The sequence below is a fragment of the Streptomyces sp. CBMA123 genome, assembly GCF_014596465.1.
Taxonomy (GTDB): Bacteria; Actinomycetota; Actinomycetes; order Streptomycetales; family Streptomycetaceae; genus Kitasatospora.
The window spans coordinates 1-22,333 of record NZ_MECK01000049.1 but is presented as its reverse complement, the minus strand read 5'-3'; the positions used below and the strand labels follow the sequence as shown (position 1 = coordinate 22,333).

Genomic DNA, 22,333 nt, shown 5'->3' with positions numbered 1-22,333 from the left:
CAGACACAGGCGCAGCTGCCCCGTTCGCCGAGCCACAGGCCGAGGGCGAGCGCGGCGGTGGAGGGCAGCCAGTGGGTGAGGCCGGCGTCGGCCCCCACACCGCCACCGCCGCCGGCCTTCCCCTCGCCCTGCGCCCCCTTCCGCCGCACCGTCTGCGGCCCGTCGCCCTCCCCCCGGCCGGCGCGGCCCTCGTCCGCCCCGACGGCCACACCGCCTGGCACGCCCCCGCCCGGGCCCCGACGGCACCCAACTGCCGGCCGTACTTCGGCAGATCATCGCTCAGCCGTCCGTCGGCAGCCCGGGCCGGGGGCGTGGCCGGAACTGCGGTACGGCGGCCGGAGGGTAGGGGCCGCTCGGGGGCGGAGTGTTGCGGGGCTGTTGCAGGGGGAGTGACGCGGGTCACGGTGGGGTGGGGTGGTTCGTGGTCGGATGGTCGGATGGATGAGTGGGAGAAGGCCGGTCCGTCGCCGGTGCGGCAGAGGGTGGCCGCGGTGGCCGCGGTGGTTGCCGTGGTGCTGCTCGCGGGGTGCGGGAGCCGGGTGGTGGGGGCGGCCGGGGGGCCTTCGGCGGCCGGGAGTGCGGGGCCGTGCGGGGTGGTGTCGGCGTCGCCGGCGGCGGTGGCGAAGGACGGGGTGCGGATCACGGCGGTGAGTCCGGTGTGTGCGTCGTACGAGGTGACCAACGGGGGTGGCGAGGCGTCGGACGTCACGGTGGTGTTCAGCCGGACGGGGGCGTCCGGGGGTGCCTTGGACAACGTGACCAGGACGGTGGAGGGGCTCGCGCCGGGGGCGACCGAGACGGGGCGGGTCGAACTCGCCGGGAACGCCTCGGGGGTGAAGGTGCTCCAGGTGCGCAGTGTGCCGAGCGCCGAGGCTTCGCGGGCGGACGGGCCGTGCCCGGCCTCCGGGGTGCGGGTGAGCGCGGACACCGGGGACGCGGCGATGGGCTTGCGGGTGGTCGGTCTGCACCTGAGCAACTGCGGGACGGCCGCGGTGACCGTGAACGGCTACCCGGAGCTGCAGTTGCTCGACGTGGGGCACCAGCCGGTCGACGGGGTGCGGATCCTGCGCGGTGGCGCCGAGATCGCCGGCGGGACCGGTGCGGACGACCCGCCGCGGGCGATCGCGCTGAACCCGGGGGAGGGCGCCCGCAGCACGCTGGTGTGGCGCAACACCAGCGAGGCGGGAGCGGGCGACCCGGTGGACGCCCCGTACGTACGGGTGCGCGCCACGCCGGGTGCCGCGCCCGTGACGGTCGTTCCGGAGCTGGACCTGGGCACCACCGGGCGCCTCGGGGTCGGCGCCTGGGTCAGGGAGGACGGGCCGCCGCCGGCGACCAGGCCGCCGGCGGGCGTGATCACGACTCCGCCGACAGGTCCTGGTAGGTGAACTCGTTGACCGGCCCGGTCGGGGAGGAGTAGCCGCCGGACAGTGCGGTGACGTTGACGGTGCTGGGCTTGCCGGGGCCGATGGTCGGGGCGGGCGCGGTGGCGACGATCTCGTACGGCGGGTTGACCTGCGGGGACGGGGCCGGGTCGGCGCCGAAGAAGACCTGGGCGTCGGTGCCGAAGTTCACGCCGGTGATGGTGACCTGGTCACCCTTGCGGCCGGCGTCCGGGGTGAGACCGGTGACCATCACCGGCGCCGGGCCGCCGTAGGCGAACTGGCCGAAGGGGACGGCCGGCGAGGTGCCGAGGTCGGTGGTGACCCGGACGGGGACCACGCCGACGCCCGGGGGCGCGTAGAGGCTGATCGCCAGTCCGTCGCCGCTCACCACGACGTCCTGGCAGGGGACTTCACCGAAGTCGACCGCCGTGCCCGCCCCGAAGCCGCTCCCGGCCACGGCCAGCGCGCTGCCGGTGTCGCCGGAGTTGCGGGAGAGCGCCCGCACCACCGGCCCGGCCGGCACGTCGGGGGCGCCGCGCAGGCCCAGGTAGGTGGAGTCGGCGTGCTGGAAGGCGAGTTGGCCGATGAAGTCCGGGAGCGACTTCTTGACGAAGGCCGGGTCGTGGGTGGTGTCGTAGTCGATGGTCAGCGGCATGTGCGTGCCGGGCTGTTCGTAGCTGTTGGGGCCGGGCAGGCCGGCGATCGCCGAGATGACGGTGGTGACGTCGCGGTCCGCTGCCGGGCCCGGGGGAGTCGGGTACCACTTCGTGGCGCAGTCGAGGTCGGTCCAGGCGAGCGGCACGATGTCGTAGGGGTTGGAGGGCGGCGCCGGAGTGCGGTTGGTGCCGCGCGCGTTCCGGCTGCTGGACCGGCTCGGGGTCGGCGACGCCGTCCGCGAACGGTCGCTGGTCATCGACGGGTTCCGCGTCATGGACGGCTCCACCGGGGAACTGGTCAGCTCGATCGCGCTGCCCGACCGGCACGGCGGCGGCCGGGCGGCCACGCGACCGCCCACCGGCTGGACGTGTACGAGCCGCTGCTGGAGGCCTGCTGGGAGCTGGACGACGTCCGCCTGTGCGCCGACAGCCGGGTGGTCGGCTACACGGAGCACGGCGAATCGGTGGTGGCCACCCTCGCCGACGGGCGCAGCGTCACCGGCGACGCCCTGATCCTCTCGGGCGCCGCCCGCTCCGTCGTCCACCACGACGCGCGCTGGCCCGGCCGCGCCCTGCGGTCACGGCCCGCCGTCTACCACACCGTCATCCCGACGGAGCTGGTGGCCGGCCGCTGGCAGGACGGCGCGGCCACCTGCTGGGTCGGCCCCGAATGGCACGTGGCGCACTACCCGCTGACCGACTCCCGGTACCTGAGCCTCTCCGCGACCAGGCACCACCACGTCGGCGCGGACCTCGACGGCGCCCGGGTGGACCTGGAGCACGTCCTCGCGGCCTCCCGGAGATCGGTTACGCCGCCCGCAACGTGCTGACCATGGGCCGCGACTGGCGGGCCTGGACGGTCCCGGACCGGGCCGCCCCGTCGGGCCGGGTCCGCGGCCGGGTCGCCCTGGTGGGCGGGAGCGCCGAACCGGCCGGCCCGCTGGAGGCCTCGGGCCTGCACCACGCCCTGGAGGACGCCGTCGGACTGGGTACGAGCTGGGACGCCTCGGCGGGCGACGCGCCGCGCTGGCTCGCCGACTTCGACGCCCGCCGCGCGGACCGGGCGCCGGGCGCCCCGGTGGGCTGCGGCGCGGTGCGGCGGTAGTGGGCCGGCGGCCCGTCCCCGGGCTCGGGGACGGGCCTTCGGCCGTCAGGGGTGCCAGACCGGGTCGGTGGCGAGGGCCTTCAGCCGGTCCACGTCGACCGCCGGATCGCCGGGCTGGAAGGTGTAGGCGTTCGGGCCGTTCCACTCGTTGATCCGCACCTGGCTGCCGTCCGGGTAGGACACGGAGCCCAGCCAGTGCAGCACCGGATTGGTCGCGCCCTTGCCGTTGCCGAAGCGGTTGGTGACGACCAGCGTGCCGTCCGGCCGCTTCTCCCGGACCTCCAGCGGGGTCGGGAGGTTGCGGTCCATGCCCGCCAGTTCGTCCCGGCCGCGCTGGGACGGCGGGTCGACCGCGACCGTCAGCATGCTGGTGCGGCCCTCGAAGGTGACGGTGAGCGCGGCGTGCCCGGGGTCCTGGCCCTCGACCTTCGCCCCGGCGGGCAGCAGCGGGACGAGCTTGGTGAGCAGCTCCGCGTTCGACGGGCCGGTGGCCGCCGGCTCGGGAGCCGAGGAGCGGCCCGGCTTCGGCGCCCCCTCGACCGGGGCGAGGGCGGCGAAGACCTCGTCCCAGACCGGGGAGGTGACCAGGGCGGTCAGCTGGGTGTCGTCGGAGACCGGCGGGTTCGGCCGGTTGGCGATGGCCGGCTGCCCGTTGTACTCGGTGAACCCGACCCGGCGGCCGTCCGGGGCAGCCCAAGTGACCCGCCATTCGCGGCCGCCCTGGGTGAGGTTGTTCCGCAGCTTGTCGATCACCAGCACGGAGCCGTCCGGTCGGACCGTCCGGTCGCAGGAGTCCTGCGGCGTCTGGAAACCGTCCATGCAGACCGCGGCCGCCTCGGGCGCCAGGTTGGTCCGCTCCGCGGAGAACTCGACGATGCTCGCCCCCGCGCCGTCGTCGAACAACAGGATCGCGCCGGTCCGGTGCTTGTCCACCTTCTGCGGCGGGCCGCTGTTGAGTTCCTTCACCGTGCCCTTCGGCAGCAGGCCGGTGAACAGCGCCACCAACTCCTGCCCGGACATCGTCGGCCGGCTCGGCGCCGCCGGGCCGGCCGGGCCCACCAGGTCGAACGCGCCCGGTCGGGCGGCCGCGAGACCGCCCCCGGCCAGCACCAGCACCACCAGCGCGCTCGCGACGGCGGTGCGCCGACGGCGGCGCCACCGGCGACCGTGCTGCTCGGCCCGGACGGCCAGGGTGTGCTGCACCGGCTCGGGCGCCAGCTCGGCGGCCCCGCGCAGGGCGCGGGCGAAGTCGTCGGCGAACGCGTCCGCGAACTCGTCGTCACTGGGCATGGCGCAGCACCGCCTTCTGCGGGGAGGGGTCGGGTTCGTACGTGCCGGTCGAATCGCCGAGCGCCGCGGCGAGGTCGTCGCCCAGCACGGTGCGCAGCCGGGCGAGGGCCCGGCGGCAGCGGGTGCGGACGGCGGTGCCGCTCAGCCGCAGGGCGGCGGCCGTCTCCTCGACACTGCGGTCCTCCCAGAACCGCAGCACCAGCACGGCGCGGTCCGGCGCGGGGAGTTCGGCGAGGGCGCGCAGCAGGGTCAGCCGCAGAGCCGGGTCCGGGTCGTGCACGCCGACCTCGGGGAACTCGTCGGTGACGCGCTCGGAGGCGCTGCGCTTGCGCCGGTACGACAGGAAGGTGTTGACCAGCACGGTCTGGGCGTAGCCGCTGGGGTTCTCCAGCCGGGATACCTTCCGCCACTTGACGTAGATCCGGCCCAGCGCCTCCTGCACGAGGTCCTCGGCGAGGTGGGCGTCACCACCGGTGAGCAGGAACGCCGTCCGCAGCAGATGCCTGGCGCGGGAGGCGACGAAGGCCGGGAACTCCGGCCAGGGCGGCTCGCCCTGGGCGCCCGCACTCGATTCTTGATCCATGCCTAGGTAACGCGGTGGGCCCGGGTTCATGTGACAGTCCGATCGGTGGGGGGAGTACGGCCATCTTCCACTCCAGGCGTGAGAGTTGACTCTCACATAGTATGAGAGGACACTCTCACGCTATGGAGCACGGGAATCGCCTCGGCGACATCGAGATCACCGACCCCAAGGCCATGCGAGCGCTGGCACACCCGGTGCGGCTGGCGATTCTGGAACGGCTGCAACGGCACGGACCGGCGACGGCCACCCAGCTGTCGCCGGACGTCGGTGCCACCCCGTCCGTGACCAGCTGGCACCTGCGCCACCTGGCCGGCTTCGGGCTGGTCCGCGACGCCGAGGCCGCGGCGGACCGTCGGGAGCGGCGCTGGGAGGCCGTGGCCAAGGGCTTCCGGTTCGGGGCGGGGGAGGGCGAGGCGGGCCGGTCTGCCTCGCGGGTGCTGACCCGGGAGATGTTCGCCCGCTCCGCCGACCTGCCGTACCGGTGGATGGCCGAGACCGAGCCCGAGCTGGACGAGGTCTGGCGCGGGGCCGCCGGGCTGGCCGACACCTGGATGGTGGTGTCCCCCGAGGAACTCGCGGCGATCGAGGACGGGATCCAGAGCATCCTGGAGCCCTATGTGACGCGCGACCGGGCCGAGCGCCCGAGCGACAGCCGTGGCGTGCGGGTGCTGCGCTACGTCCTGCCGGAGGCCCCCGAGCGGCGGGCGGGTGACCCGGAGTGAACTCGGTGAACTCCCCCCAGGACGCGATGCCTTCGACCTCCCTGTGGCGAGATCGGCGCTTCGTCCGGTTCTGGGCCGGGCAGTCGGTGTCGCAGGTCGGCGACCGGATATCCGAGCTGGCGTTACCCCTGATCGCCGTGGCGGCGCTGCACGCCTCGGCCGGCCAGGTGGCCTGGCTGACCGCGCTCGCCTGGGCCCCGAACCTGCTCGCCGTCGTCCTGGGCGCCTGGGTCGACCAACGCACCCACAAGCGCCGACTGATGATCCTCGCCGATCTGCTGCGTGCGGGCGTGCTGCTCACCCTGCCCGCCGTCTACCTGCTGGGCACGGTGACGCTTCCCCAGCTGTACGCCGTGGCGCTGCTGACCGGCACCGCGGCGGTGCTGTTCAACACCGCCTATCCGCCGTTCTTCGCCCACCTCGTGCCGCGCTCGTCCTACGTCGACGCGAACAGCAAGCTCGGCGCCAGCCGGTCCGCCTCCTTCGTCCTCGGGCCGGCCGTGGGCGGCGCCCTCGTCCAGGCCCTGACCGCGCCCGTCGCCGTGCTCGCCGACGCACTGTCCTTCCTGGTCTCGGCCGCTCTGCTGGGGCCGATCCGGGTCGACGAACCGCCCGGCGGGCCGGCCGGGCCCCCGCTGTGGCAGCGGGCCCGGGAGGGGCTGGTCTTCGTGGTCCGTCACCGCGTGCTGCGGGCGACCCTCGGCTGCGCGGCGACCGTCAACTTCTTCACCTTCGTCTCGGGCACCGGCCTGCTCGTCCTGTTCGCGGACCGGGAGTTGGGCCTCTCCGCAGGAACGATCGGGCTGGCCTTCGGCATCGGATCGACCGGAGCCCTGGCGGGTGCGGTGATCGCCCCGAGGGTCTCGCGACGGATCGGCGTGGGGCGCAGCATCGTGGTGGGTGCCGTGCTCTTCCCGGCCCCCATCGCCGTGGCGGCCATGGCGGGCGGTCCGGTCTGGGCCCGGGCGGGCGCCCTGGGGCTTTCCGAGTTCCTGTCCGGAATCGGGGTGATGCTCTTCGACGTCAACCTCAACTCCCTGCAGGCCGAGGTGATCCCGGACGGGTTGCGCAGCCGGGTGGCCGGTGCCTACAGCACCGTGAACTACGGCGTGCGTCCGATCGGTGCCGTCGTCGGCGGTGTGCTCGCCACCGACTTCGGGCTCAGGGCCACGCTGATCACGGCCGCAGTCGGGGGTGCGTTGTCGCTGTTCTGGCTGCTGTCCTCGCCGGTGCCGCGGATCCGCTCCCTGGGTGCGGGTGATCAGTCGTTCGCCGTCGGTGGGAAGTCCGGCGGGGAAAAGGGTTCGTCCCGGAACGGGATCGACGGGCGGGGGGTGGATGAAATGGCCTGAGCGTCAGTCAATTGACGTTTTCGGCCACGTGTATTCAGGTAATGCCGTAAACGGTGATGAGCGTCTGACAATACGTTAATCTCCTGCTGGCGTGATGACATGCCGATCTTGAATTGGGGGGAATCACATGGCCATCGGACGACGGCAACTCCTCACCACCGTCGCACTCACCGCCCTCGCCGCGCCCGTCCTGGCCAAGGGGGCCGCGACCCGCGCGGTGGCCGCCACGGGTACGGCCCCGGGGGCGGCCCTGGCGGCCGACTCCGGGCCGCTGTTCATGCAGGTCGTCGCGCACGAGGACGACGACATCCTGTTCATGAATCCGGACCTGTCCAACGCGCTCGCCGACGGCACGCCGTCCGTCACGGTGTTCGTCACCGCCGGGAACGCGACCGGCGACCCGTGCGCAACGGTCTGCTGGGACGCCGCCGGTGAGCCGCTGCGCACCTGGAACCGGCAGATGGGCGCGGTCAACGCGTACTCCCGGATGACGGGCGTCGGCGATACCGACCCGGCCACCGACGAGGTCGGACACTGGACGGCCGAGGCCTGGACGGTCGCCGGCAAGCAGGTGGAGCGGTACGTCCTCAAGGGCCGGCCGGTGCACCTGATCTTCCTCAACCTGCACGACGCCGGGCTCGGGGGCGTGCTGGCCGGCGGCAGCGACACCACCGTCGTCCCGGTCGGCAGCCCGCTGCCCGGGCCGTCGACCTACACGGCGGCGGATGTCGTCGAGGTGCTGCGGCAGTTGATGGTGACGTACCGGCCGACGGTGCTCCGCGCCCAGGACGAACTCCCGGACAGCCGCTACTCGGGCGACCACTCGGACCACGTCGCCGCCGCCACGTTCGCCGGCCGGGCCGCCCTGTTGTACGGCGGCCCGCTGATCCAGGTGAACTACCGGGACTACAACATCGGCGACTCCCCGGTGAACCTCGACCCGGCGACGGCCGGCGCCAAGGGCGTGGTCGTCTCCGAGTACGCCGGCCACGACCACTCGGGGAACTACTCCGACGCCTGGTTCTCCCGGATGTACTACCGCTGGTCGCGCGGCACCTCCTGGGCCGGGCTGAACCAGGACGGCCGGCCGCAGGTCTTCGTCGTCCGGGCCGGCGCCCCGTACACCTACTGGCGCAACTCGGACGGCAGTTGGGGCGGCCCGGTGCGGATGGCCGACCCGGGCGGGCGGCTGGCACCGGGCATCGCCGTCGGCACCAACGCGGACGGCCGGCTGGAGGTCTTCGCCCGCCGCCTGACCGACCACCACATCATCTCGCTGCCGCAGGGCGTCCCCAACGGCTGGTGGTGGAACGGCTGGGCCGACCACGGCAACCCCAACACCGGGCTCGGCAACGAGGACCAGGTCGGCGTGCCCGTGGTCGCGAGCGCCCAGGACGGGCACCTGGAGCTGTTCGTCAAGAACGGCGGCGGCGGCCTCAGCAGCATCCGGCAGACCACCCCGGGCGGGGTGTGGACCACCACCTGGGCGGACCTCGGCGGCACCGACCTCCAGGACCCGGTCACCGCGATCCGCAACGGCGTCGGCGCGATCGAGGTCTTCGCCGGCACCCGCACCGGGGTCCTCGGCTGGTGGCAGAGCGCCCCGAACGGCAGCTTCGGCGGCCCCGGTCCGATCCCCGGCGCCCGCCCGGCCAGCCCGCCCAAGGCCGCGCTGGACCAGGACGGCCGGATCGAACTCGCCTACCGCGAGGCCGGCAGCGGCGCGATGCTGGTCAGCTACCAGACCAGCCCCGGCGGTTCGTGGAGCCAGTCCCCGGCCCCGCTCGGCGGGCACGGCGGAGTGGGCGAGCCGGCCGCGGCGACCCTCGGCGGGCGGGTCGTCCTGTTCGAGCGCAACCGCGGCGGCGGCGTGAGCAGCACCGCCCAGAATGCCCCCAACTCCGGCTACGGCGCCTGGCAGGACCTCGGCGGCACCGTGCTGGACTACCCGACCGCGATCGTCGACGGCGGCGGCGTCCTCCACGTCTTCGCCATCGGCGCGGACGGCCGCGTCCGCTACCGCGCGGGCACCTCGGCCACCACCTTCGGCGACTGGCAGGACCTGCCGCTCTGACCGCCCCTCCGGCTCCCGCCCCCCGTGCCCGGTCGCGGGAGCGGGAGCCGGGTCCACGGTCAACGAACCGCGGCTGCGCGGCGGAGGATCGGTCGGGGCATCCGGCCCGGTCAGGAACCGGGCCGGCCGGACAGCGGCGCCACCGCCGTGCCGAGGGCGAGCCACCCGACGGCCAGCAGCCAGCCGCCGAGGACGTCCAGCGGCCAGTGCACCCCGAGGTAGATCCGGCTGAGACCGACCGCGACCGCGAACACGACGGCGCCCACGACGGCAGCCCGGGCGGCCCCCGGACGGGCGCGGGCGATGGCCAGGGCGAGCAGACCGGCGCACACCGCCGAGGTGAACGAGTGCCCGGACGGGAACGAGAAGCCGGACGCGTCGGTCGCCCAGTTCATCCGCGGCGGCCGGGGCCGCGCGAACACCTGCATCAGCCCCAGCCGCACCAGTTGGCCGGCGATCAGCCACAGCACCGGCGCGAAGAACAGCAGCACGGCCCGGCGGGACGGCCGCGGCACGGGCAGGGCCCGGACGGCGACGGCCCCGGCGGCCAGCGCGAGCAGGTAGGGCACCACGGCGTTGCCGAGCGAGGTGACCACCACGGCCACCGCCCGGGCGGCGGGGGGCCGGTGGGCCGCGCTCCAGTCGTTGGCGTCCCGCTCGAAGCCGTACGGCGCCCAGCCGTGGTGGGCGAGCAGCGCCGCCAGGGCCGCGAACAGCAGCAGCGCGACGGCGGCCACCGCCGGCCACCGGCGCCGATGGGCCGTCGGGTGGGCGAACTGCGGGCTCGGGTGGTTCATCGGGTCGGGCGCCCTTCCTCGGAAGCGGGGTGTGGCCCCCATGCTCGGGTCTCGCGGCGCCCGACGGTACTCAGCCGCGCCACGTCACGGTCGACCGGCCGTCGGCCGGAACATGCCGATCGAGTCGTGGTGGGCGACGTCCGTGAAGCCGAACCGCTCGTACAGCAGGCGCGCGGGCCCGTCCGCGATCAGCGAGACGTACGCGGTCGCGGGTGCCCGGCGGTCCAACTCCTCGGTGAGCGCTGCCATGATGCGCTTGCCGAGTCCGCGCCCCTGGTGCGCTGGGTGCACGCAGATGTCGACGATCTGGAACGCCGTGCCGCCGTCGCCGATGATCCGGCCCATGCCGATCGGCTCGCCCTCGTGGTGCAGGACCACCCCGTACCAGCTGTTGGGCAGGCCGATCGCGACGGCCTCCGGCGCCCGGTCGGAGAGGCCCGCATCGGTGCGCAGACGGCGGAAGACCTCGACGGTGGGGAGGCCCGGGCGAAGCTCGTAAGGGTCACTGGTACTCTGCATGCATTACATCCTACTGGGTGGGCGCAACGGAACCGGCCCGGCGAGGCGGACGTCCAAGGCCGGACCACACGAGACCGGAGGCACCCGCCCGTGAACCGACGCACCGCCCTCCCGGCAGCCGCTCTGCTGCTCGCCCTCACCACCGGCGCCTGCGCCTCCGGCGGAAGCACCCCGGCGGCGCCTACCACCCCCGGCACGGCCCCGACCCAGGCGCCCACCACCCCCAGCACGGCCCCGACCCAGGCGCCTACCACCCCCGGCACGGCCCCGACCCAGGCGCCCACGGCCACCGCCACGGCCCCGAGCCTCCCGGCCACCCCGAGCCCCCTGAGGACCCCCACCGCCTCCACCCTCCCGCCGAACGACGGTGACAACCCGGTCGACCTCCAGCACCACCATTGACCGGCCCGGCTGGGTGGGGGTGCACGGCCACCTTCCTTCCGCCGCCTGCCCCTACGGTGGTGGCCATGCACACGAACCGGCCGAGCGAGTTCCTGCGGGCCCGGCGCGCACGGGTGCGCCCCGAGGACCACGGGATGCCCGGTGGCCGCCCGAGGATGACACCGGAGCGGCGGCGGAGGAGAAGCCCCGCGCGGCGAAGAAGGCCGCCGAGGCGAACCTTCCGGAAGGCCTGAGAGGACGTTCCACGGGCCCGGTGCGCGGAGGTGCGGACCGGGCCCGCCGTGCTGGTTCGCGCGGGTCGGGAGTTGCGCGGCGGTGCCTTTCCGACCGGGGCCGTCGACGGTTCGTCCCGGGGTCCTGGTAACGCGCGTGAACCCGGGTCCCGGTAACGCGCGTAAAACGGAGGGAACCCGTCGTGTTCGATTCACGTCATGGACCTCGGAGAACACGCAGGTGCAATCGGGGGAGTGACGGTAGATGGACGTCAAGAAGCGCATGGGGAAGCTGGGCGGCCGTTCGCGGGTGGCGGTGGCCGCCGGGGTCGTCGTGGTGGCGGTGACCGCCTGGGCGGTTCCGCCGGTCACCGGGTCGTTTCCCGCGTCCCAGCAGAGCGCCGCGCACGAGCAGGAGCCGGCCACCGACAACCACGACGGCTCCCAGGGCTCCGGTGGCGGCGCCGCACAGCAGGGGGGTGTGCCGGAGGGCATCGCCCACGCCTCCGAGGCCGGTGGCAACGCCGTGAACATCACCATCGACGACGGCCCCGACCCGGTCTGGACGCCGAAGGTCCTGGACGTGCTGAAGCGGTACGGGGTGAAGGCGACGTTCTGCATGATCGGGCCGCAGGCCAAGGCCCACCCCGAGCTGGTGAAGGAGGTGCTGGCGGCCGGTCACCGGCTCTGCGACCACAGCGTGCACCATGACACCACGATGGACAAGAAGCCCGTCGCCTACCAGGAGAAGGAGATCCTGGACGCCAAGAAGATGATCGAGGAGGCGGCGGGCAGTCCCGGCGTCGTGCAGTACTACCGGGCGCCCGGCGGCTCGTTCACCCCGGACAGCCGGCGGATCGCCGCCGCGAACGGGATGCGTCCGCTCGGCTGGAACGTCGACTCGAAGGACTTCGAGAAGCCCGGCACGGCCGCCATCGTCGAGACGGTCAAGAAGGAGATCCCGAACGGTCCGACCGTCCTGTTCCACGACGGCGGCGGCGACCGCCAGCAGACCGTCGACGCCCTCGGTCAGGTGCTCGGCTGGCTGAAGGCCCAGGGCCGTCCCACCGGCTTCCCGGTCCGCACCACCTCCTGACCCTCGCCCCCCGAGCGGACCCTGAACCGGCGGGGGGGGGGAGGCGCCGGGCGCCGCTCGGGGAGGCGGTCGTACCATGTCCGACCTGTGGGTTCCCCGAGGCGAGGAGAGGTCGGGCGGGTGGGCAGGGTCGAGTGGGCGGGCGGTCTGGGGCGGCTGGTGGGGGCGGCGGCCGAGCTGGGTGAGGCCGGGCGGCAGGCGGTGCTGCGGGGCGGGCGGTCCGCGGCGGGTGGGCGGTGGGCGCTGGCGGCGCTGGGCTCGGTCGCGCCGCCGGCGGTTCCGGTCGCCGAGCCGTGGAAGCTGTCGCTGGGCACGCTGATCGGCCGTCACCCCCGGACACCGGCCGTGGCGCACAAGCTGCTCGGGCTGCTCGACGGCTACGGCGCGGTGCACCTCGGGCCGGCGCGGGCCGGGTTCGACGGTGAGGAGGTCGAGTGGGACAAGGTCGTCGAGATCCGCACCCGCAACGCCTTCGAGGTGCTGACGACCAGTGCCCTGGAGCAGGACGTGGACCGGATCCGCGAGTTCCTCCCGCCCGTGCCCGGCCGCAAGTGGGCCGTCACCAAGGCGGGGGAGGCGCTGGCCACCGTCGTCCTCGCGGCGCTCGAACGCGGTTCGGTCGACCAGCGGTTGGACGAGCTGACCGTACCGGCCCAGATCGTCCACCGCGGTCTGCTCGGCCGGCCGCGCACCCTGGACGCGGGCTGCTTCGCCGCCGCCACGCTGGTCATCGTCGGCCAGGCCGGCGAGAGCCTGATCGCGACCGCCCGACGCCGTGGCATCCCGGTGCGGCCCGCCGAGACGGTGGCGGAGCCCGACCGGGCGGAGCACGTCGTGGCGCTGCGCGAGCGCACCGACGCCGTCGCCCGGCTGCTGAGCCGGATCGAGCAGGCCGACCCGGCGGTGGACGAGGCGGCAGCGGCCGTGGAGCCGGCGGTGTCGGTCGACCAGGCCCCGTTCGACAAGGCCCCGTTCGGCACGACCTCGCTCGACAAGGCCCCGCTCGGCACGACCCCGCCCGACAAGGCCTGGCCCGACAAGGCCTGGCCCGACAAGGCCTCGCCCGACCGGACCGAGACCGACGACGGTCCGGAGCCCCGTCCGGCGGGGTGAGCAGACGGTTCGTCGACGATGGGGGAGGAGCCTGAAGGGGCCGAGAATGACCGAAGAGATGGGAACCGCCGTGTTCCGCGGCGAGGAGGTGCCCGCGCGGGAGCGGTTCGACTGCTGGCGGGAGCTGCTGGAGCGGACCAGGGCGTGTGACGCGACCAGCGCCCACGCCGATGACTTCCGCGCGGAGCTGAGGCGGTCCGAGCTGGGGCGGGTGGTCCTGCTCGGGACGTCGTTCCCGCCGGTGCGGTTCCGGCGGACGGAGCGCATGGTGCGGCGATCGGACGAGGGCGTCTACCACCTGTCCTTCCTACAGCAGGGCAGCATGGCGCTGACCCGGGGGGAAGGCCGGACGGAGACGCTCCGACCGGGGGACCTGCACCTGGTCGACAGCTCGCACCCGTACGACCTGCGGGCCTTCGGCAGCCCGGCCGCTTCGGGGACGGAACCCCGGACCTCCGGTGTGGGCATCGACTTCCCGGTGTCGCTGCTGCCGCTGCCGCCGCACCGGTTGCGGAACCTGCTGGGCCGGGCGTTCTCCGCCCAGGAGGGTTCGGCGGCGCTGTTGGCGCAGTTCCTGGTCGGGCTGGACCGGCAGGCCGCCGCCCTGGGGCCGGCCGCGGCGGACCGGCTGGGCGCGGTCGCGGTCGACCTGGTGGCCGCCTGGGTGGCCGGGGAGCTGGACGCCGAGACCGAGCTGCCGGACGAGGCCCGGCACCGGGCCCTCGCGGAGCACGTCCGGGCCTTCGCCCGCCGCAACCTCCACGACCCCGAACTCACCCCGGCCGTGATCGCCGCCGCCCACCACGTCTCCGTCAGCCACCTCCACCGGGTCTTCACCCGGCAGTCCCAGGGCACCACCCTCGCCGCCTGGATCCGCGCCGAACGCCTGGAACGCGCCCGCCGCGACCTCGCCGACCCCGCCCACCGCACCACCCCGGTCCACGCCGTCGCCACCCGCTGGGGCCTGCCCCGCGCCGACGACTTCAGCCGCGCCTTCCGCGCCGCCTACGGGCTCTCACCCCGTGAACACCGGCAACAGGCCCTGAGCAAGGGGGAGGGCGAGTAGCGGGAGGGGCCGCCCCGATCACTCGACGGTGCGGGAGCTGCTCCCCAGCGCCTCCAGGTTCCAGGTGATGATCCGCCGGGGGTGGACCCGGACGATGTCCTTGCTGAAGCGGTCGGGCGCCACCGGGGGCACGTCCACGGCCAACACCTCGGCCCGGCCCCTGATCTCGATACCGCGCCCCCAGCCGGACGCCACCGGGTCGTCGTCCGGTGCCATGTCGTCGACCAGTACGGAGACTTCGGGACGGGCGGCTGCGTTGCGGTACTTCTGGCTGCGGGCCATGTCGGGCCCGCCGATGTCGATGGTGCCGTCCTCGTTGAGCCGGAAGCCGACCGGGCGGACCTGCGGGGAGCCGTCCGGTCCGGTGGTGGCCAGGCGGGCCAGCAACTGGGCGGTGAGGTAGGCGCGTTCTGTTTCGGTGAAGATCACGCGGTCGACGATAGGGCCTCAAGCCGACTTGAGGTCAAGACCGTTCGGGGATCCGGACCGACCGGGCGGCTGCCGCGGCGGGTCCGGGCGGGGGTGCGAGGTGAAGGTGCGTCAGGGGTGGGCCCCGGGTCCGGTCCCGGTGTGGGCCCGGTCGTAGCCTGGGCGGCGCAGGTCGTACTTCAACTTCCAGGGGGAAGACATGCGTTGGCGTTCCTCGGCTGCCGCCGTCCTGCTCGCCGCACTGACCGCGACGGGCCTGGCCGCGCCCGCCGCCGGCGCGGCCGAACCGGGGGCGATGGTGCCCGCGGCCGACCGCGAGATCAGCTTCACCGCGGACGGCACCACCGCCTACGGCACCCTGCACGTCCCCGCCCACCGGGCCGGGCACCGGCTGCCCGCCGCCCTGCTGCTGCCCGGCAGCGGTCCGACCGACCGCAACGGCGACGAGCCGCCCTCGCTCACCCCGGGCCCCCTGGGGGCGGTCGCCGACACCCTCGGCACCGACGGCGTGATGACGCTGCGCTTCGACAAGTACTTCACCGGCCGCACCGGAGCCGGCGCCTACCAGGGCGACCCGGGCCGGCTCGACCTGCCCGCCTTCACCCGCCAGGCGGCCGCGGCCTACGCCACCCTGCGGGATCAGCCGGAGGCCGACCGGCACGCGATGCTGGTGGTCGGTCACAGCGAGGGCGGGCTGCAGGCCCTGCTGGTCGCCCGTACGGTCCGGCCCGCGCCGGCCGGCCTGGCGCTGCTGGCCCCGCAGGACCAGCGCCTGCTGGACCTGCTGACCACCCAGCTCGACGGCCAGCTGGACCAGGCGGTCACGGCCGGGCAGCTCACCGAGGAGGTGGCGCGGGCGAACAAGGCCGGCGTGGCCGCCGCCGTCGCGGACTTCCGGGCCGGGCGCCCCGCCGACACCGGCGCCCTGCTGCCGCCGCTCGCCGGGCTGCTGAACGCGCTGTTCGGCCCGAACAACGCCCGTTTCGTCCGCAGTGACGACGCGGTCTACCCGGCGGACGCCGCCCGGGAGGTCCGCCCCGGCACCAGGGTCACCGTCACCTGCGGCACCGCCGACACCAACGTGCCGTGCGCGAGCGTGCCGCCGCTGCTCGACGCCCTGGCCCGGGCGCACACCACCGGCCCGGGCCTGCGCACCCTGGACGGCGTGGACCACTTCCTGCACCCGGCCGGCACACCGGTCGACGACCACGCGCTCGCCCCGGCCGCGGTGGCGGCGCTGCACGAGTTCGCCCGGCCCTGGAAGGGCTGAGCGCGAACGGCGACCACGCGCGCCGGAGCGTCCGGTGCGCGTGGTCGCCGTTCGAAGGCGGTGTCAGCCGGGCCGGCTCGCGGCCAGCAGCTTCCGCAGCAGCGGCAGCAGTTCCTCGAGGTCGGCCGCCGCGAGTTCGGTGAACGCCCCGCTGGAGCGGGCCAGGATGACCCCGGCGAAGGCCGCCGTGGCCAGCTCGGCCCGCAGCTGCGGCCGGTCCACCTCCTCGGCGGCGAAGCGCTCGTGCAGCGGGTGCACCATCCGCTCGTAGAGGTAGGTGCGGGAGGCCTGCTGCACCTCGGTGTTGTCGCCGGGCGTCACCGCGGCCTGGAAGGAGGGGCCGGGGCCGCGCTGGGTGAGCCGCACCAGCAGGGTGCGCAGCCGCTCCTCCTCCAGCAGGTCGGCCGGTGCCTCGTCGCCCAGTTCGAGCCGGACGGTGGCCAGGTAGAGCTGGGTCTTGCCGCCGAAGTAGCGGGCGATCAACGCCGGGTCCACCCCGGCCCGTTCGCCGATCTCCCGGGTGGTGGTGCGGTCGTAGCCGCGTTCGGCGAAGAGTTCCAGGGCCGCCCGGATCAGCAGTTCGCGGCTGCGGGCGGCGTCCCGGCGCCGGGGCGGTGCGGGCTCCGTCCCGGCGGTCCCGTCGGCCGGCGCGCTCACCGGTCGGACTCCGCCCGCAGCACGGGTACCTCGCTCTCGCCGGCCACGGCGTCGGCGATGCTCTCTTCCACCATCAGCTCCTCGTCCACTCGCACACCGTTGTTCCGGGCGGCGCCCGCGGCACTGAGCCGTGGCAGGACGATCGTAGTCACGCCGATCACCACCCAGACCACGCAGCCGATCAGCGCCGCGTCCCGGTAGCCGCTGTCGGCGGGCAGCAGCCGCCCCGGCGCGGTGTGCGCCTGGAGCACGGCGCCGCACAGCGCGCTGCCGGTGGAGTAGCCGATGGTGCGCAGCAGCTGGTTGAAGCTGACGGCGCTGCCGACCTCGTGGGCGGGCACCGCGGTGACGATCAGCCCCGGCATCACCGCGAAGGTGCAGCCGACCCCGAGGCCGGCGAGCGCCATCACGACCAGGTGCTCCCACAGCTGGTCGCGGGCGAGCAGGAAGAACAGCACCGAGCCCAGCGAGACGGCGCAGCCGATCGGCAGGACCAGGGCGGAGGAGGCGCGGCGGGTGAGGACCGGCAGCATCTTGCTGGACGCCAGGCTGGCCGCGGAGAAGGGCAGCAGTACCAGCCCGGCCACGACGACCGAGGCGCCCAGGCCGTAGCCGGTGCTGGTCGGGGTCTGGACGTAGCGGATCACCAGGGAGATCAGCAGGTACATCCCGATGCCGCCGACCAGGCCGGCCACGTCGGCGGTCAGCACGATGGGGTTGCCGAGGCTGCGCAGGTCGACCAGCGGGTGGGGGGTGCGCAGCTCGTGCCGGATCCAGCCGGCGAGCAGCAGCAGCGAGAGCCCCGCGACCGTCCACAGCCGGCCGCCGGCCCAGCCCCAGCTCTCGCCCTCGCTGAGCACCAGCAGCAGTCCGACCAGGGCGAGGCTGAGCAGGACGGTGCCGACCACGTCCAGCGGGCGCCGCTCGCGGTGCGTGGCGCGGGGCAGGACGAGGGCGGCGAGCACCAGGGCCAGACCGCTGATCACGGCGCCGAACCAGAAGCCCGCGTGGATGCCGAAGGACTGGGCGATCAGCCCGGTGACCGGGTAGCCCAGGCCGACGCCGGCCACGGTGGTGATCGACAGCAGCGCGACCGCCGAGCGGGACTTCTCGGCCGGCAGGGCGTCCCGTGCGGTGGCGATGGCCAGCGGTGTGAGGCCGACCCCGACGCCTTGCAGGGCCCGGCCGGCGATCAGCCACCAGAAGCCGAGCGGCAGCGCGGCCAGCACGCTGCCGAGCACCACCACGGCGGCGGCCACCAGGGTGACCGTACGGCGGTCCGGCCCGTCGCCGAGGCGCCCGAGCACCGGGGTGGAGACCGCCCCGACCAGCATGGTGACGGTCAGCGACCACTGGGCCTCGGCGAGCGAGACGTGGTTGACGGTGGCGATGGTCGGGATCATCGGGGCGCCGAGGCTGCTGATCACCGCCACCACGGCGCTGAGGAACACCAGCACGGGCACCAGGGCCCGCTCACGTCGCGTCGACAGGCCCGTTCGGGTCTCCATGGACGCGCCCTCCCTTGTCACAGATCGAGAATCCGAACCGGGGAGCGGGAACCCGACCCCCGGGCACCCCGGGGTACAGGTGACCGAGGGATGTCATCAACCGATGTCATCGAATGATGTCTTCAGATGATGACATGCTGGGGCGGCCCGGCAGAAGCCGGAGGGTCGGTCGAGGCGCGACGGCTCAGCCGCCGTAGCGCCGCTGTCTGGCGGCGAAGCTGCGGACGGCGCGCAGGAAGTCGACCTCGCGGAACGCGGGCCAGTAGGCCTCGCAGAAGTACAGCTCGGAGTAGGCGCTCTGCCAGAGCAGGAAGTTCGACAGCCGTTGTTCGCCGCTGGTGCGGATGACGAGGTCGGGGTCCGGTCGGCCGGCGGTGTACAGGTACGGGGCGATGTCGTCAACGGACAGGGCGTCGGCGACCTCGGTCAGCGACGCGCCCGCTTCGGCCCGCGCGTACATCAGGTCGCGCATGGCGTCGACGACCTCCTGCCGGCCGCCGTAGCCGACCGCCAGGGTGAGGTGGGCGCCGGTGGTGCAGGTGCGGGTGGCCTCGACGGCCTCCCTGAGCGTACGGGCGGTGCTGTCGGGCAGAGCGTCGGCCAGTCCGGCAAGGTGGACCTGCCAGTGGGCGTCCGGGCGGGTGAGGCGATCGGCGACCACCTGCTCGATCAGCCGCATCAGGTAGGCGACTTCGGTGTCGCCTCGGCGCTGGAGGTTCTCGGTCGAGCACACGAAGACCGTGACGTGGTCGATCCCCAGGGCTTCGCACCAGCCGAGCACCTCTTCGACGTGCTCGGCGCCCGCCTTGTGTCCGAAGCTCGGGTCGGCCATGCCCACCTGCCGGGCCCACCGGCGGTTGCCGTCCATGATCAGCCCGACGTGCCGGGGCCGTGGGCCCGCCATGACCTCGCGGCGCAGGCGGCGGGTGTAGAGGGAGCGGAGCAGGTCGGGCATGAGCGCCGTCCAAGTGGGTGGGGGTGGCCCGCCGGTTCGGGCGGGCCCTGGTCGGGTGGGTGCCGCGCGGCTACGCGGCCGATGGCAGGTCGCGAAGGTCGCGCAGGGTGCCCGCGCACACCCCCGTCAGCAGGAGCAGGCTCACGCCGATGCCCGCGCCGAGCGGGTGGAAGCCGCCACCGGTGAGCGAGACCCCGAGGATGGTCGCGCCGCCGGTGGCGCTGGCGCCGGCGAGCGTCCACACGCCGGCCCGGAGACGGCCGGCGCCCGGCGGCACGACGGTGTCCGCGCCGACGCCGGTGAAGATCCGGGGGATCTGGATCGTCCCGAGGCCGAGGGCGATCCACCAGGCGGCGATCACCGCGCTGCGCAGGGTCGGCGGCGAGGCGTCCGCGTCGACGCCGCTGTGCACCAGGACGACCACGACGGTGCCGAGGAGCGTCGGTACGGAGAGGCGGCGGAGCGCCCAGCCCGACAGCGTGACCGCGGCGGCCGGCGTGGGCCGGGGCCGGGGGGCGACCAGGGCGATGCCGAGCAGCAGCAGGGTGGTGCAGCCGTGCATGACCCCGTTCCGCACGCCGTCGGCGGGCAGCGGGCCGGTCTGCTCGGCGGCCAGGTGGCTGAGGAACCAAGCGGCGAGGGCGACCGTGATGCCCATGGTGGCCACCCGCCGCTGCCGCTGTGCCGGGGAGTCGGCGGGCCACACGGCCGGGTGCAGCCACATGTCCGCGATGCCCGCGATCAGGTTGGGCCAGGACTTCCAGCCTGCGCCCCGGGCCTCGTCCTCCACCATCGAACCCCAGCGCTCGCGGAAGGCGTCCGGGTAGAGCCTGACCAGGCTTCGGGTGACGGCACTCATGCCCACTCCTCGCTGCGCTCGTCGCGTGCTCTCGCACAACGCCCGGTTCCCTCGGTTCGCTCGCTGCGCTCGTTCACGCCGGGTTCACCCCCAGGCGTCGCAGTCCCGCGTCCGCGACCCGGGCCATGGCCCGCAGCTCGCGTTCCAGTACCTCGCGGCCCAGGGGTGTGAGCTGCACCGGGCGCTGGCGGCCCTGTCCGTCGAGCGGCTCGATCAGCCGCTTCGACTCCAGCCTGGCCAGCGCCCCGTACAGGCTGCCGGGCCCCAGTCGCTGCCCGGTCAGCTCCTCGATCGCCGTGTTGACGGCGTATCCGTGCAGTGGCCCGTCGGCCAGCGCGCAGAGCACCAGTGTCTGGGCATCGTTGGCTTGCATATCGCTCCTCCCGATCTGACGGAGCACCATACTACGTGCCGCGAAGTACGCGCCAAGTAGTACGCGGTGTGTACTATCGCCGCCATGCGCGATGACTTGACGATCGATCATCTGGAAGTCGGGCACCCCGCCCGGCCCGCCGCCACCGCGGCGCTCCTGACGTCCGCCGCCGGCGCCGCCGCCTTCACCCTGTTCGCCTACCTGACGACCCAGGTCCGCGTGGTGCGGGCAGGCAGCCCCTGGCAGGACGACCCGTACGACGCGGTGGTGACCTTCACCATGTTCTTCGTCCCCCTGCTCGGCGCGCTCGGCGCGGCGAGGGCGCTGCTGTGCCGTCGTGACCGGCCACTGCCGCGCTACCGGATCGAACAGGTACTTCGGGCCGCACGGGTCTGCACGCTGCTCGTCGCCGCCACGCTTGCCACCGACTGGGCGGCGGTGGTCCTGCGGGCGGACCGCGCCGCCTGGGGTGGCGGCACCCCCTGGCTGATCGCCTCCCTGCTGCCGCTCACCGGGGTGGCGGCCGAGAGTCTGATGTTCCAGCACCAGGCGATCCGACGGCTGCCGGAACCGGCGCGCGGGGCCGAGTGCGGGGCCGAGCGCGGGGACTGGCTGGACGACCTCGCGCCGCTGGCGAACCTGCTCGTCGCCCCCCACTGGCGTACGGGGCGTGCGCTCGCCGCGCTGATCGGCCGCAGCGACGTGCTCGGGTTCGTGCGCCTGCGCTTCGCCCCGCTCGCCGCCGTGGCCGCCCTCGCCGCCGGTCTGCTGGTCGCCACGGGACTGGCCCGCGGCGAGGGCTGGCCCGGGGCGCTGCTCTTCGCGGTGGAGACGGCCGTGTTCGCGGGCGGCACCTTCGCCTTCGTGATGATCTGCAACAGCGTCCTGCGGTTCGCCGCGCCGCCTCCCGCGTCGAGGAGGCGGCGGGCCGCCCGGGTCGCGGCCACCGCGGGCGCGTTGGCGCTGCCGGTCTCACTGGCACTGCGGGACACCGTCTGGCGACTGCTCGGGCTCGGCGAGCAGGTCGACTCCCTCGGGCTGTGGACGGCCCTCACGCTCGCCGGTGCGCTGCTGACGGGCGCGCTCGCCTTCGCGGTGACGGCGGCCAGGGCCGGAACGTGACGGTGCCGGACCCGAGCCGGGGCGGCCGCGGACTCTCCGTGGGGTGGGCGCCAGGCGTCAGCGGCGGCCGAACAGCCGCCCGAGCCAGCCGCCGGAGGCCCGCTCCTTCGGCGGGCAGGCGCACCGCTGGGACGCGGGGATCCCGGCCAGCACCTGTTCGACGTGCATCCCGCACCCGGCGTAGGTCGGCTTCCCGCAGGTACGGCAGGCGATTCGGCGGCACATGCCGCGCTCCCTTCTCAAGGCCCCCCGGTGGATGGACTGACCCGGCAAATATACCCCTACCCGTATTCGAACTGCCGCGACCGAGGCCGTCCACGCGCAGCACCGGGCGCTCGACAAGGCCGACGCGTCCCGCCGCGGGCCCACGCCGGCCGGGTCGGCGAGGCGCCCGGTCCGGTCCGGTTCGATGGTGAAGTCCCGGACGGTGACCGGCGTTCCGTCGTGGCGCCAGGTGAGCCGTGCGGCCGGGGCCCGGAGGCCCGGGGTGCGGCCGGAGGCCCGGGGGTGCAGCCGTACGGGTGATGCTTGAGCCGGGTCCGGGCGGTTCCGCCGGGACGGCTCCCCACGGGTGGTTGGCTGTCCGGCGGGCTGCGGCCGACCGGTCCTCCACCGCCGAACGGAGCACCGGCGCCCGCCCGTTACCTCCCGCGCGGGCTGCGCCCGGAGGATCCCCGGGCGGCTGGAGGTGGTCGGTGGTCACGGCACGGAACGACGACGGCGATGGCGACGGCGGCGGCGACGACGACGGCGCGGCGCGGAAGCGGCCCCGGCGGCTCGCCGGCGCC

At 74.5% G+C, this 22,333-nt stretch carries 24 protein-coding genes and 1 pseudogene; 12 read left to right on the top strand and 13 right to left on the bottom strand.

From position 1 onward, the window contains the following. Positions 1-221: pseudogene (locus BG452_RS08575) on the bottom strand (hypothetical protein); the annotation flags it as partial. Positions 222-437: 216 nt separating this feature from the next. Between BG452_RS08575 and BG452_RS08570 the strand changes: the two are divergent. Then, positions 438-1,388 (top strand): DUF4232 domain-containing protein, encoded by a 951-nt coding sequence (locus BG452_RS08570; protein WP_188303597.1) that lies wholly within the window; start codon positions 438-440, stop codon positions 1,386-1,388. Here BG452_RS08570 and BG452_RS08565 read toward each other — a convergent pair. Then, positions 1,357-2,316, bottom strand: coding sequence for an IPT/TIG domain-containing protein (locus tag BG452_RS08565; protein WP_188303596.1), 960 nt, complete (start codon positions 2,314-2,316; stop codon positions 1,357-1,359). The two genes, BG452_RS08570 and BG452_RS08565, sit on opposite strands and share 32 nt — an antisense overlap. Positions 2,317-2,409: 93 nt before the next feature. Between BG452_RS08565 and BG452_RS08560 the strand changes: the two genes are divergently transcribed. Together BG452_RS08560 and BG452_RS08555 are read left to right on the top strand one after the other, a co-directional pair. Continuing rightward, positions 2,410-2,871 carry a hypothetical protein gene (locus tag BG452_RS08560; RefSeq protein WP_188303595.1) on the top strand — a complete coding sequence of 154 codons (462 nt, stop codon included), beginning with the start codon at positions 2,410-2,412 and terminating at the stop codon, positions 2,869-2,871. 2 nt (positions 2,872-2,873) lie between these two features. Beyond that, positions 2,874-3,146, top strand: coding sequence for a hypothetical protein (locus tag BG452_RS08555; protein WP_188303594.1), 273 nt, complete (start codon positions 2,874-2,876; stop codon positions 3,144-3,146). A gap of 45 nt (positions 3,147-3,191) precedes the next feature. Here the strand turns inward: BG452_RS08555 and BG452_RS08550 are convergent, their stop codons facing one another. Together BG452_RS08550 and BG452_RS08545 are read right to left on the bottom strand one after the other, a co-directional pair. Continuing rightward, positions 3,192-4,436 (bottom strand): hypothetical protein, encoded by a 1,245-nt coding sequence (locus tag BG452_RS08550; RefSeq protein WP_188303593.1) that lies wholly within the window; start codon positions 4,434-4,436, stop codon positions 3,192-3,194. Next, positions 4,426-5,019: a SigE family RNA polymerase sigma factor gene (locus BG452_RS08545; RefSeq protein ID WP_188303592.1), complete on the bottom strand. Its 594-nt coding sequence runs from the start codon at positions 5,017-5,019 to the stop codon at positions 4,426-4,428. The genes BG452_RS08550 and BG452_RS08545 overlap by 11 nt, the downstream gene beginning before the upstream one ends. Positions 5,020-5,141: 122 nt before the next feature. Between BG452_RS08545 and BG452_RS46955 the strand changes: the two genes are divergently transcribed. From BG452_RS46955 to BG452_RS08530, 3 genes are all read left to right on the top strand, one after another. Further along, complete coding sequence (locus tag BG452_RS46955) at positions 5,142-5,741, top strand: ArsR/SmtB family transcription factor (RefSeq protein WP_188303591.1); 600 nt, start codon at positions 5,142-5,144, stop codon at positions 5,739-5,741. A 5-nt stretch (positions 5,742-5,746) separates the two neighbouring features. Continuing rightward, the gene (locus tag BG452_RS08535; protein WP_317620953.1) at positions 5,747-7,093 is read left to right on the top strand and encodes an MFS transporter; all 1,347 of its coding nucleotides are present in this window, start codon (positions 5,747-5,749) and stop codon (positions 7,091-7,093) included. A gap of 127 nt (positions 7,094-7,220) precedes the next feature. After that, positions 7,221-9,167 carry a PIG-L family deacetylase gene (locus BG452_RS08530; RefSeq protein ID WP_188303590.1) on the top strand — a complete coding sequence of 649 codons (1,947 nt, stop codon included), beginning with the start codon at positions 7,221-7,223 and terminating at the stop codon, positions 9,165-9,167. A 110-nt stretch (positions 9,168-9,277) separates the two neighbouring features. Here BG452_RS08530 and BG452_RS08525 read toward each other — a convergent pair whose 3' ends face one another. Together BG452_RS08525 and BG452_RS08520 are read right to left on the bottom strand one after the other, a co-directional pair. Beyond that, on the bottom strand, positions 9,278-9,964 hold the full coding sequence (locus tag BG452_RS08525) for a phosphatase PAP2 family protein (protein ID WP_188303589.1): 687 nt from the start codon (positions 9,962-9,964) through the stop codon (positions 9,278-9,280). A gap of 84 nt (positions 9,965-10,048) precedes the next feature. Next, positions 10,049-10,483: a GNAT family N-acetyltransferase gene (locus BG452_RS08520; protein ID WP_188303588.1), complete on the bottom strand. Its 435-nt coding sequence runs from the start codon at positions 10,481-10,483 to the stop codon at positions 10,049-10,051. Between the two features lie 90 nt (positions 10,484-10,573). Here BG452_RS08520 and BG452_RS08515 point away from each other — a divergent pair, with 90 nt between their 5' ends. The 4 genes from BG452_RS08515 to BG452_RS08500 all read left to right on the top strand — a co-directional run bounded on the left by BG452_RS08515 (position 10,574) and on the right by BG452_RS08500 (position 14,372). Beyond that, positions 10,574-10,885 carry a hypothetical protein gene (locus tag BG452_RS08515; protein WP_188303587.1) on the top strand — a complete coding sequence of 104 codons (312 nt, stop codon included), beginning with the start codon at positions 10,574-10,576 and terminating at the stop codon, positions 10,883-10,885. 477 nt (positions 10,886-11,362) lie between these two features. Beyond that, positions 11,363-12,193 (top strand): polysaccharide deacetylase family protein, encoded by an 831-nt coding sequence (locus tag BG452_RS08510; RefSeq protein ID WP_223241936.1) that lies wholly within the window; start codon positions 11,363-11,365, stop codon positions 12,191-12,193. 120 nt (positions 12,194-12,313) lie between these two features. Beyond that, entirely contained in the window at positions 12,314-13,306 is a 993-nt protein-coding gene (locus tag BG452_RS08505) for a hypothetical protein (RefSeq protein WP_188303586.1), read from the top strand. A gap of 46 nt (positions 13,307-13,352) precedes the next feature. Beyond that, positions 13,353-14,372 carry a helix-turn-helix domain-containing protein gene (locus tag BG452_RS08500; protein ID WP_223241935.1) on the top strand — a complete coding sequence of 340 codons (1,020 nt, stop codon included), beginning with the start codon at positions 13,353-13,355 and terminating at the stop codon, positions 14,370-14,372. Positions 14,373-14,390: 18 nt separating this feature from the next. Here BG452_RS08500 and BG452_RS08495 read toward each other — a convergent pair whose 3' ends face one another. Then, complete coding sequence (locus tag BG452_RS08495; protein ID WP_188303585.1) at positions 14,391-14,801, bottom strand: PPOX class F420-dependent oxidoreductase; 411 nt, start codon at positions 14,799-14,801, stop codon at positions 14,391-14,393. A 199-nt stretch (positions 14,802-15,000) separates the two neighbouring features. Here BG452_RS08495 and BG452_RS08490 point away from each other — a divergent pair, with 199 nt between their 5' ends. Next, entirely contained in the window at positions 15,001-16,071 is a 1,071-nt protein-coding gene (locus BG452_RS08490; protein WP_188303584.1) for an alpha/beta hydrolase, read from the top strand. 63 nt (positions 16,072-16,134) lie between these two features. Here the strand turns inward: BG452_RS08490 and BG452_RS08485 are convergent, their stop codons facing one another. The 5 genes from BG452_RS08485 to BG452_RS08465 form a co-directional block, all read right to left on the bottom strand. Continuing rightward, a complete protein-coding gene (locus tag BG452_RS08485; RefSeq protein ID WP_188303583.1) occupies positions 16,135-16,728 on the bottom strand; it encodes a TetR/AcrR family transcriptional regulator in 594 nt (197 codons plus the stop codon). Further along, positions 16,725-18,236, bottom strand: coding sequence for an MFS transporter (locus BG452_RS08480; RefSeq protein WP_188303582.1), 1,512 nt, complete (start codon positions 18,234-18,236; stop codon positions 16,725-16,727). The genes BG452_RS08485 and BG452_RS08480 overlap by 4 nt, the downstream gene beginning before the upstream one ends. A 184-nt stretch (positions 18,237-18,420) precedes the next feature. Further along, positions 18,421-19,191 (bottom strand): polyprenyl diphosphate synthase, encoded by a 771-nt coding sequence (gene uppS, locus BG452_RS08475; protein ID WP_188303581.1) that lies wholly within the window; start codon positions 19,189-19,191, stop codon positions 18,421-18,423. Between the two features lie 70 nt (positions 19,192-19,261). Further along, on the bottom strand, positions 19,262-20,050 hold the full coding sequence (locus tag BG452_RS08470; RefSeq protein ID WP_188303580.1) for a hypothetical protein: 789 nt from the start codon (positions 20,048-20,050) through the stop codon (positions 19,262-19,264). Positions 20,051-20,123: 73 nt separating this feature from the next. Then, positions 20,124-20,423, bottom strand: coding sequence for a PadR family transcriptional regulator (locus BG452_RS08465; protein WP_188303579.1), 300 nt, complete (start codon positions 20,421-20,423; stop codon positions 20,124-20,126). An 84-nt stretch (positions 20,424-20,507) separates the two neighbouring features. Here BG452_RS08465 and BG452_RS08460 point away from each other — a divergent pair, with 84 nt between their 5' ends. Continuing rightward, positions 20,508-21,545, top strand: coding sequence for a hypothetical protein (locus BG452_RS08460; protein ID WP_188303578.1), 1,038 nt, complete (start codon positions 20,508-20,510; stop codon positions 21,543-21,545). Positions 21,546-21,602: 57 nt separating this feature from the next. On the opposite strand, the gene BG452_RS08455 is transcribed toward BG452_RS08460, so the two are convergent. Next, a complete protein-coding gene (locus tag BG452_RS08455) occupies positions 21,603-21,770 on the bottom strand; it encodes a hypothetical protein (protein WP_188303577.1) in 168 nt (55 codons plus the stop codon). Positions 21,771-22,333 lie beyond the last annotated feature (563 nt).

Excerpts from the sequence above, each read along its gene's own strand:
- BG452_RS08525 (WP_188303589.1), bottom strand. The coding sequence starts at position 9,964 with ATGAACCACCCGAGCCCGCAGTTCGCCCACCCGACGGCCCATCGGCGC.
- BG452_RS08530 (WP_188303590.1), top strand. The coding sequence starts at position 7,221 with ATGGCCATCGGACGACGGCAACTCCTCACCACCGTCGCACTCACCGCC.
- BG452_RS08480 (WP_188303582.1), bottom strand. The coding sequence starts at position 18,236 with ATGGAGACCCGAACGGGCCTGTCGACGCGACGTGAGCGGGCCCTGGTG.
- BG452_RS08555 (WP_188303594.1), top strand. The coding sequence starts at position 2,874 with ATGGGCCGCGACTGGCGGGCCTGGACGGTCCCGGACCGGGCCGCCCCG.
- BG452_RS08460 (WP_188303578.1), top strand. The coding sequence starts at position 20,508 with ATGCGCGATGACTTGACGATCGATCATCTGGAAGTCGGGCACCCCGCC.
- BG452_RS08565 (WP_188303596.1), bottom strand. The coding sequence starts at position 2,316 with ATGACGCGGAACCCGTCGATGACCAGCGACCGTTCGCGGACGGCGTCG.
- BG452_RS46955 (WP_188303591.1), top strand. The coding sequence starts at position 5,142 with ATGGAGCACGGGAATCGCCTCGGCGACATCGAGATCACCGACCCCAAG.
- BG452_RS08545 (WP_188303592.1), bottom strand. The coding sequence starts at position 5,019 with ATGGATCAAGAATCGAGTGCGGGCGCCCAGGGCGAGCCGCCCTGGCCG.
- BG452_RS08550 (WP_188303593.1), bottom strand. The coding sequence starts at position 4,436 with ATGCCCAGTGACGACGAGTTCGCGGACGCGTTCGCCGACGACTTCGCC.
- BG452_RS08490 (WP_188303584.1), top strand. The coding sequence starts at position 15,001 with ATGCGTTGGCGTTCCTCGGCTGCCGCCGTCCTGCTCGCCGCACTGACC.
- uppS (WP_188303581.1), bottom strand. The coding sequence starts at position 19,191 with ATGCCCGACCTGCTCCGCTCCCTCTACACCCGCCGCCTGCGCCGCGAG.
- BG452_RS08520 (WP_188303588.1), bottom strand. The coding sequence starts at position 10,483 with ATGCAGAGTACCAGTGACCCTTACGAGCTTCGCCCGGGCCTCCCCACC.
- BG452_RS08455 (WP_188303577.1), bottom strand. The coding sequence starts at position 21,770 with ATGTGCCGCCGAATCGCCTGCCGTACCTGCGGGAAGCCGACCTACGCC.
- BG452_RS08470 (WP_188303580.1), bottom strand. The coding sequence starts at position 20,050 with ATGAGTGCCGTCACCCGAAGCCTGGTCAGGCTCTACCCGGACGCCTTC.
- BG452_RS08570 (WP_188303597.1), top strand. The coding sequence starts at position 438 with ATGGATGAGTGGGAGAAGGCCGGTCCGTCGCCGGTGCGGCAGAGGGTG.
- BG452_RS08510 (WP_223241936.1), top strand. The coding sequence starts at position 11,363 with ATGGACGTCAAGAAGCGCATGGGGAAGCTGGGCGGCCGTTCGCGGGTG.
- BG452_RS08465 (WP_188303579.1), bottom strand. The coding sequence starts at position 20,423 with ATGCAAGCCAACGATGCCCAGACACTGGTGCTCTGCGCGCTGGCCGAC.
- BG452_RS08500 (WP_223241935.1), top strand. The coding sequence starts at position 13,353 with ATGACCGAAGAGATGGGAACCGCCGTGTTCCGCGGCGAGGAGGTGCCC.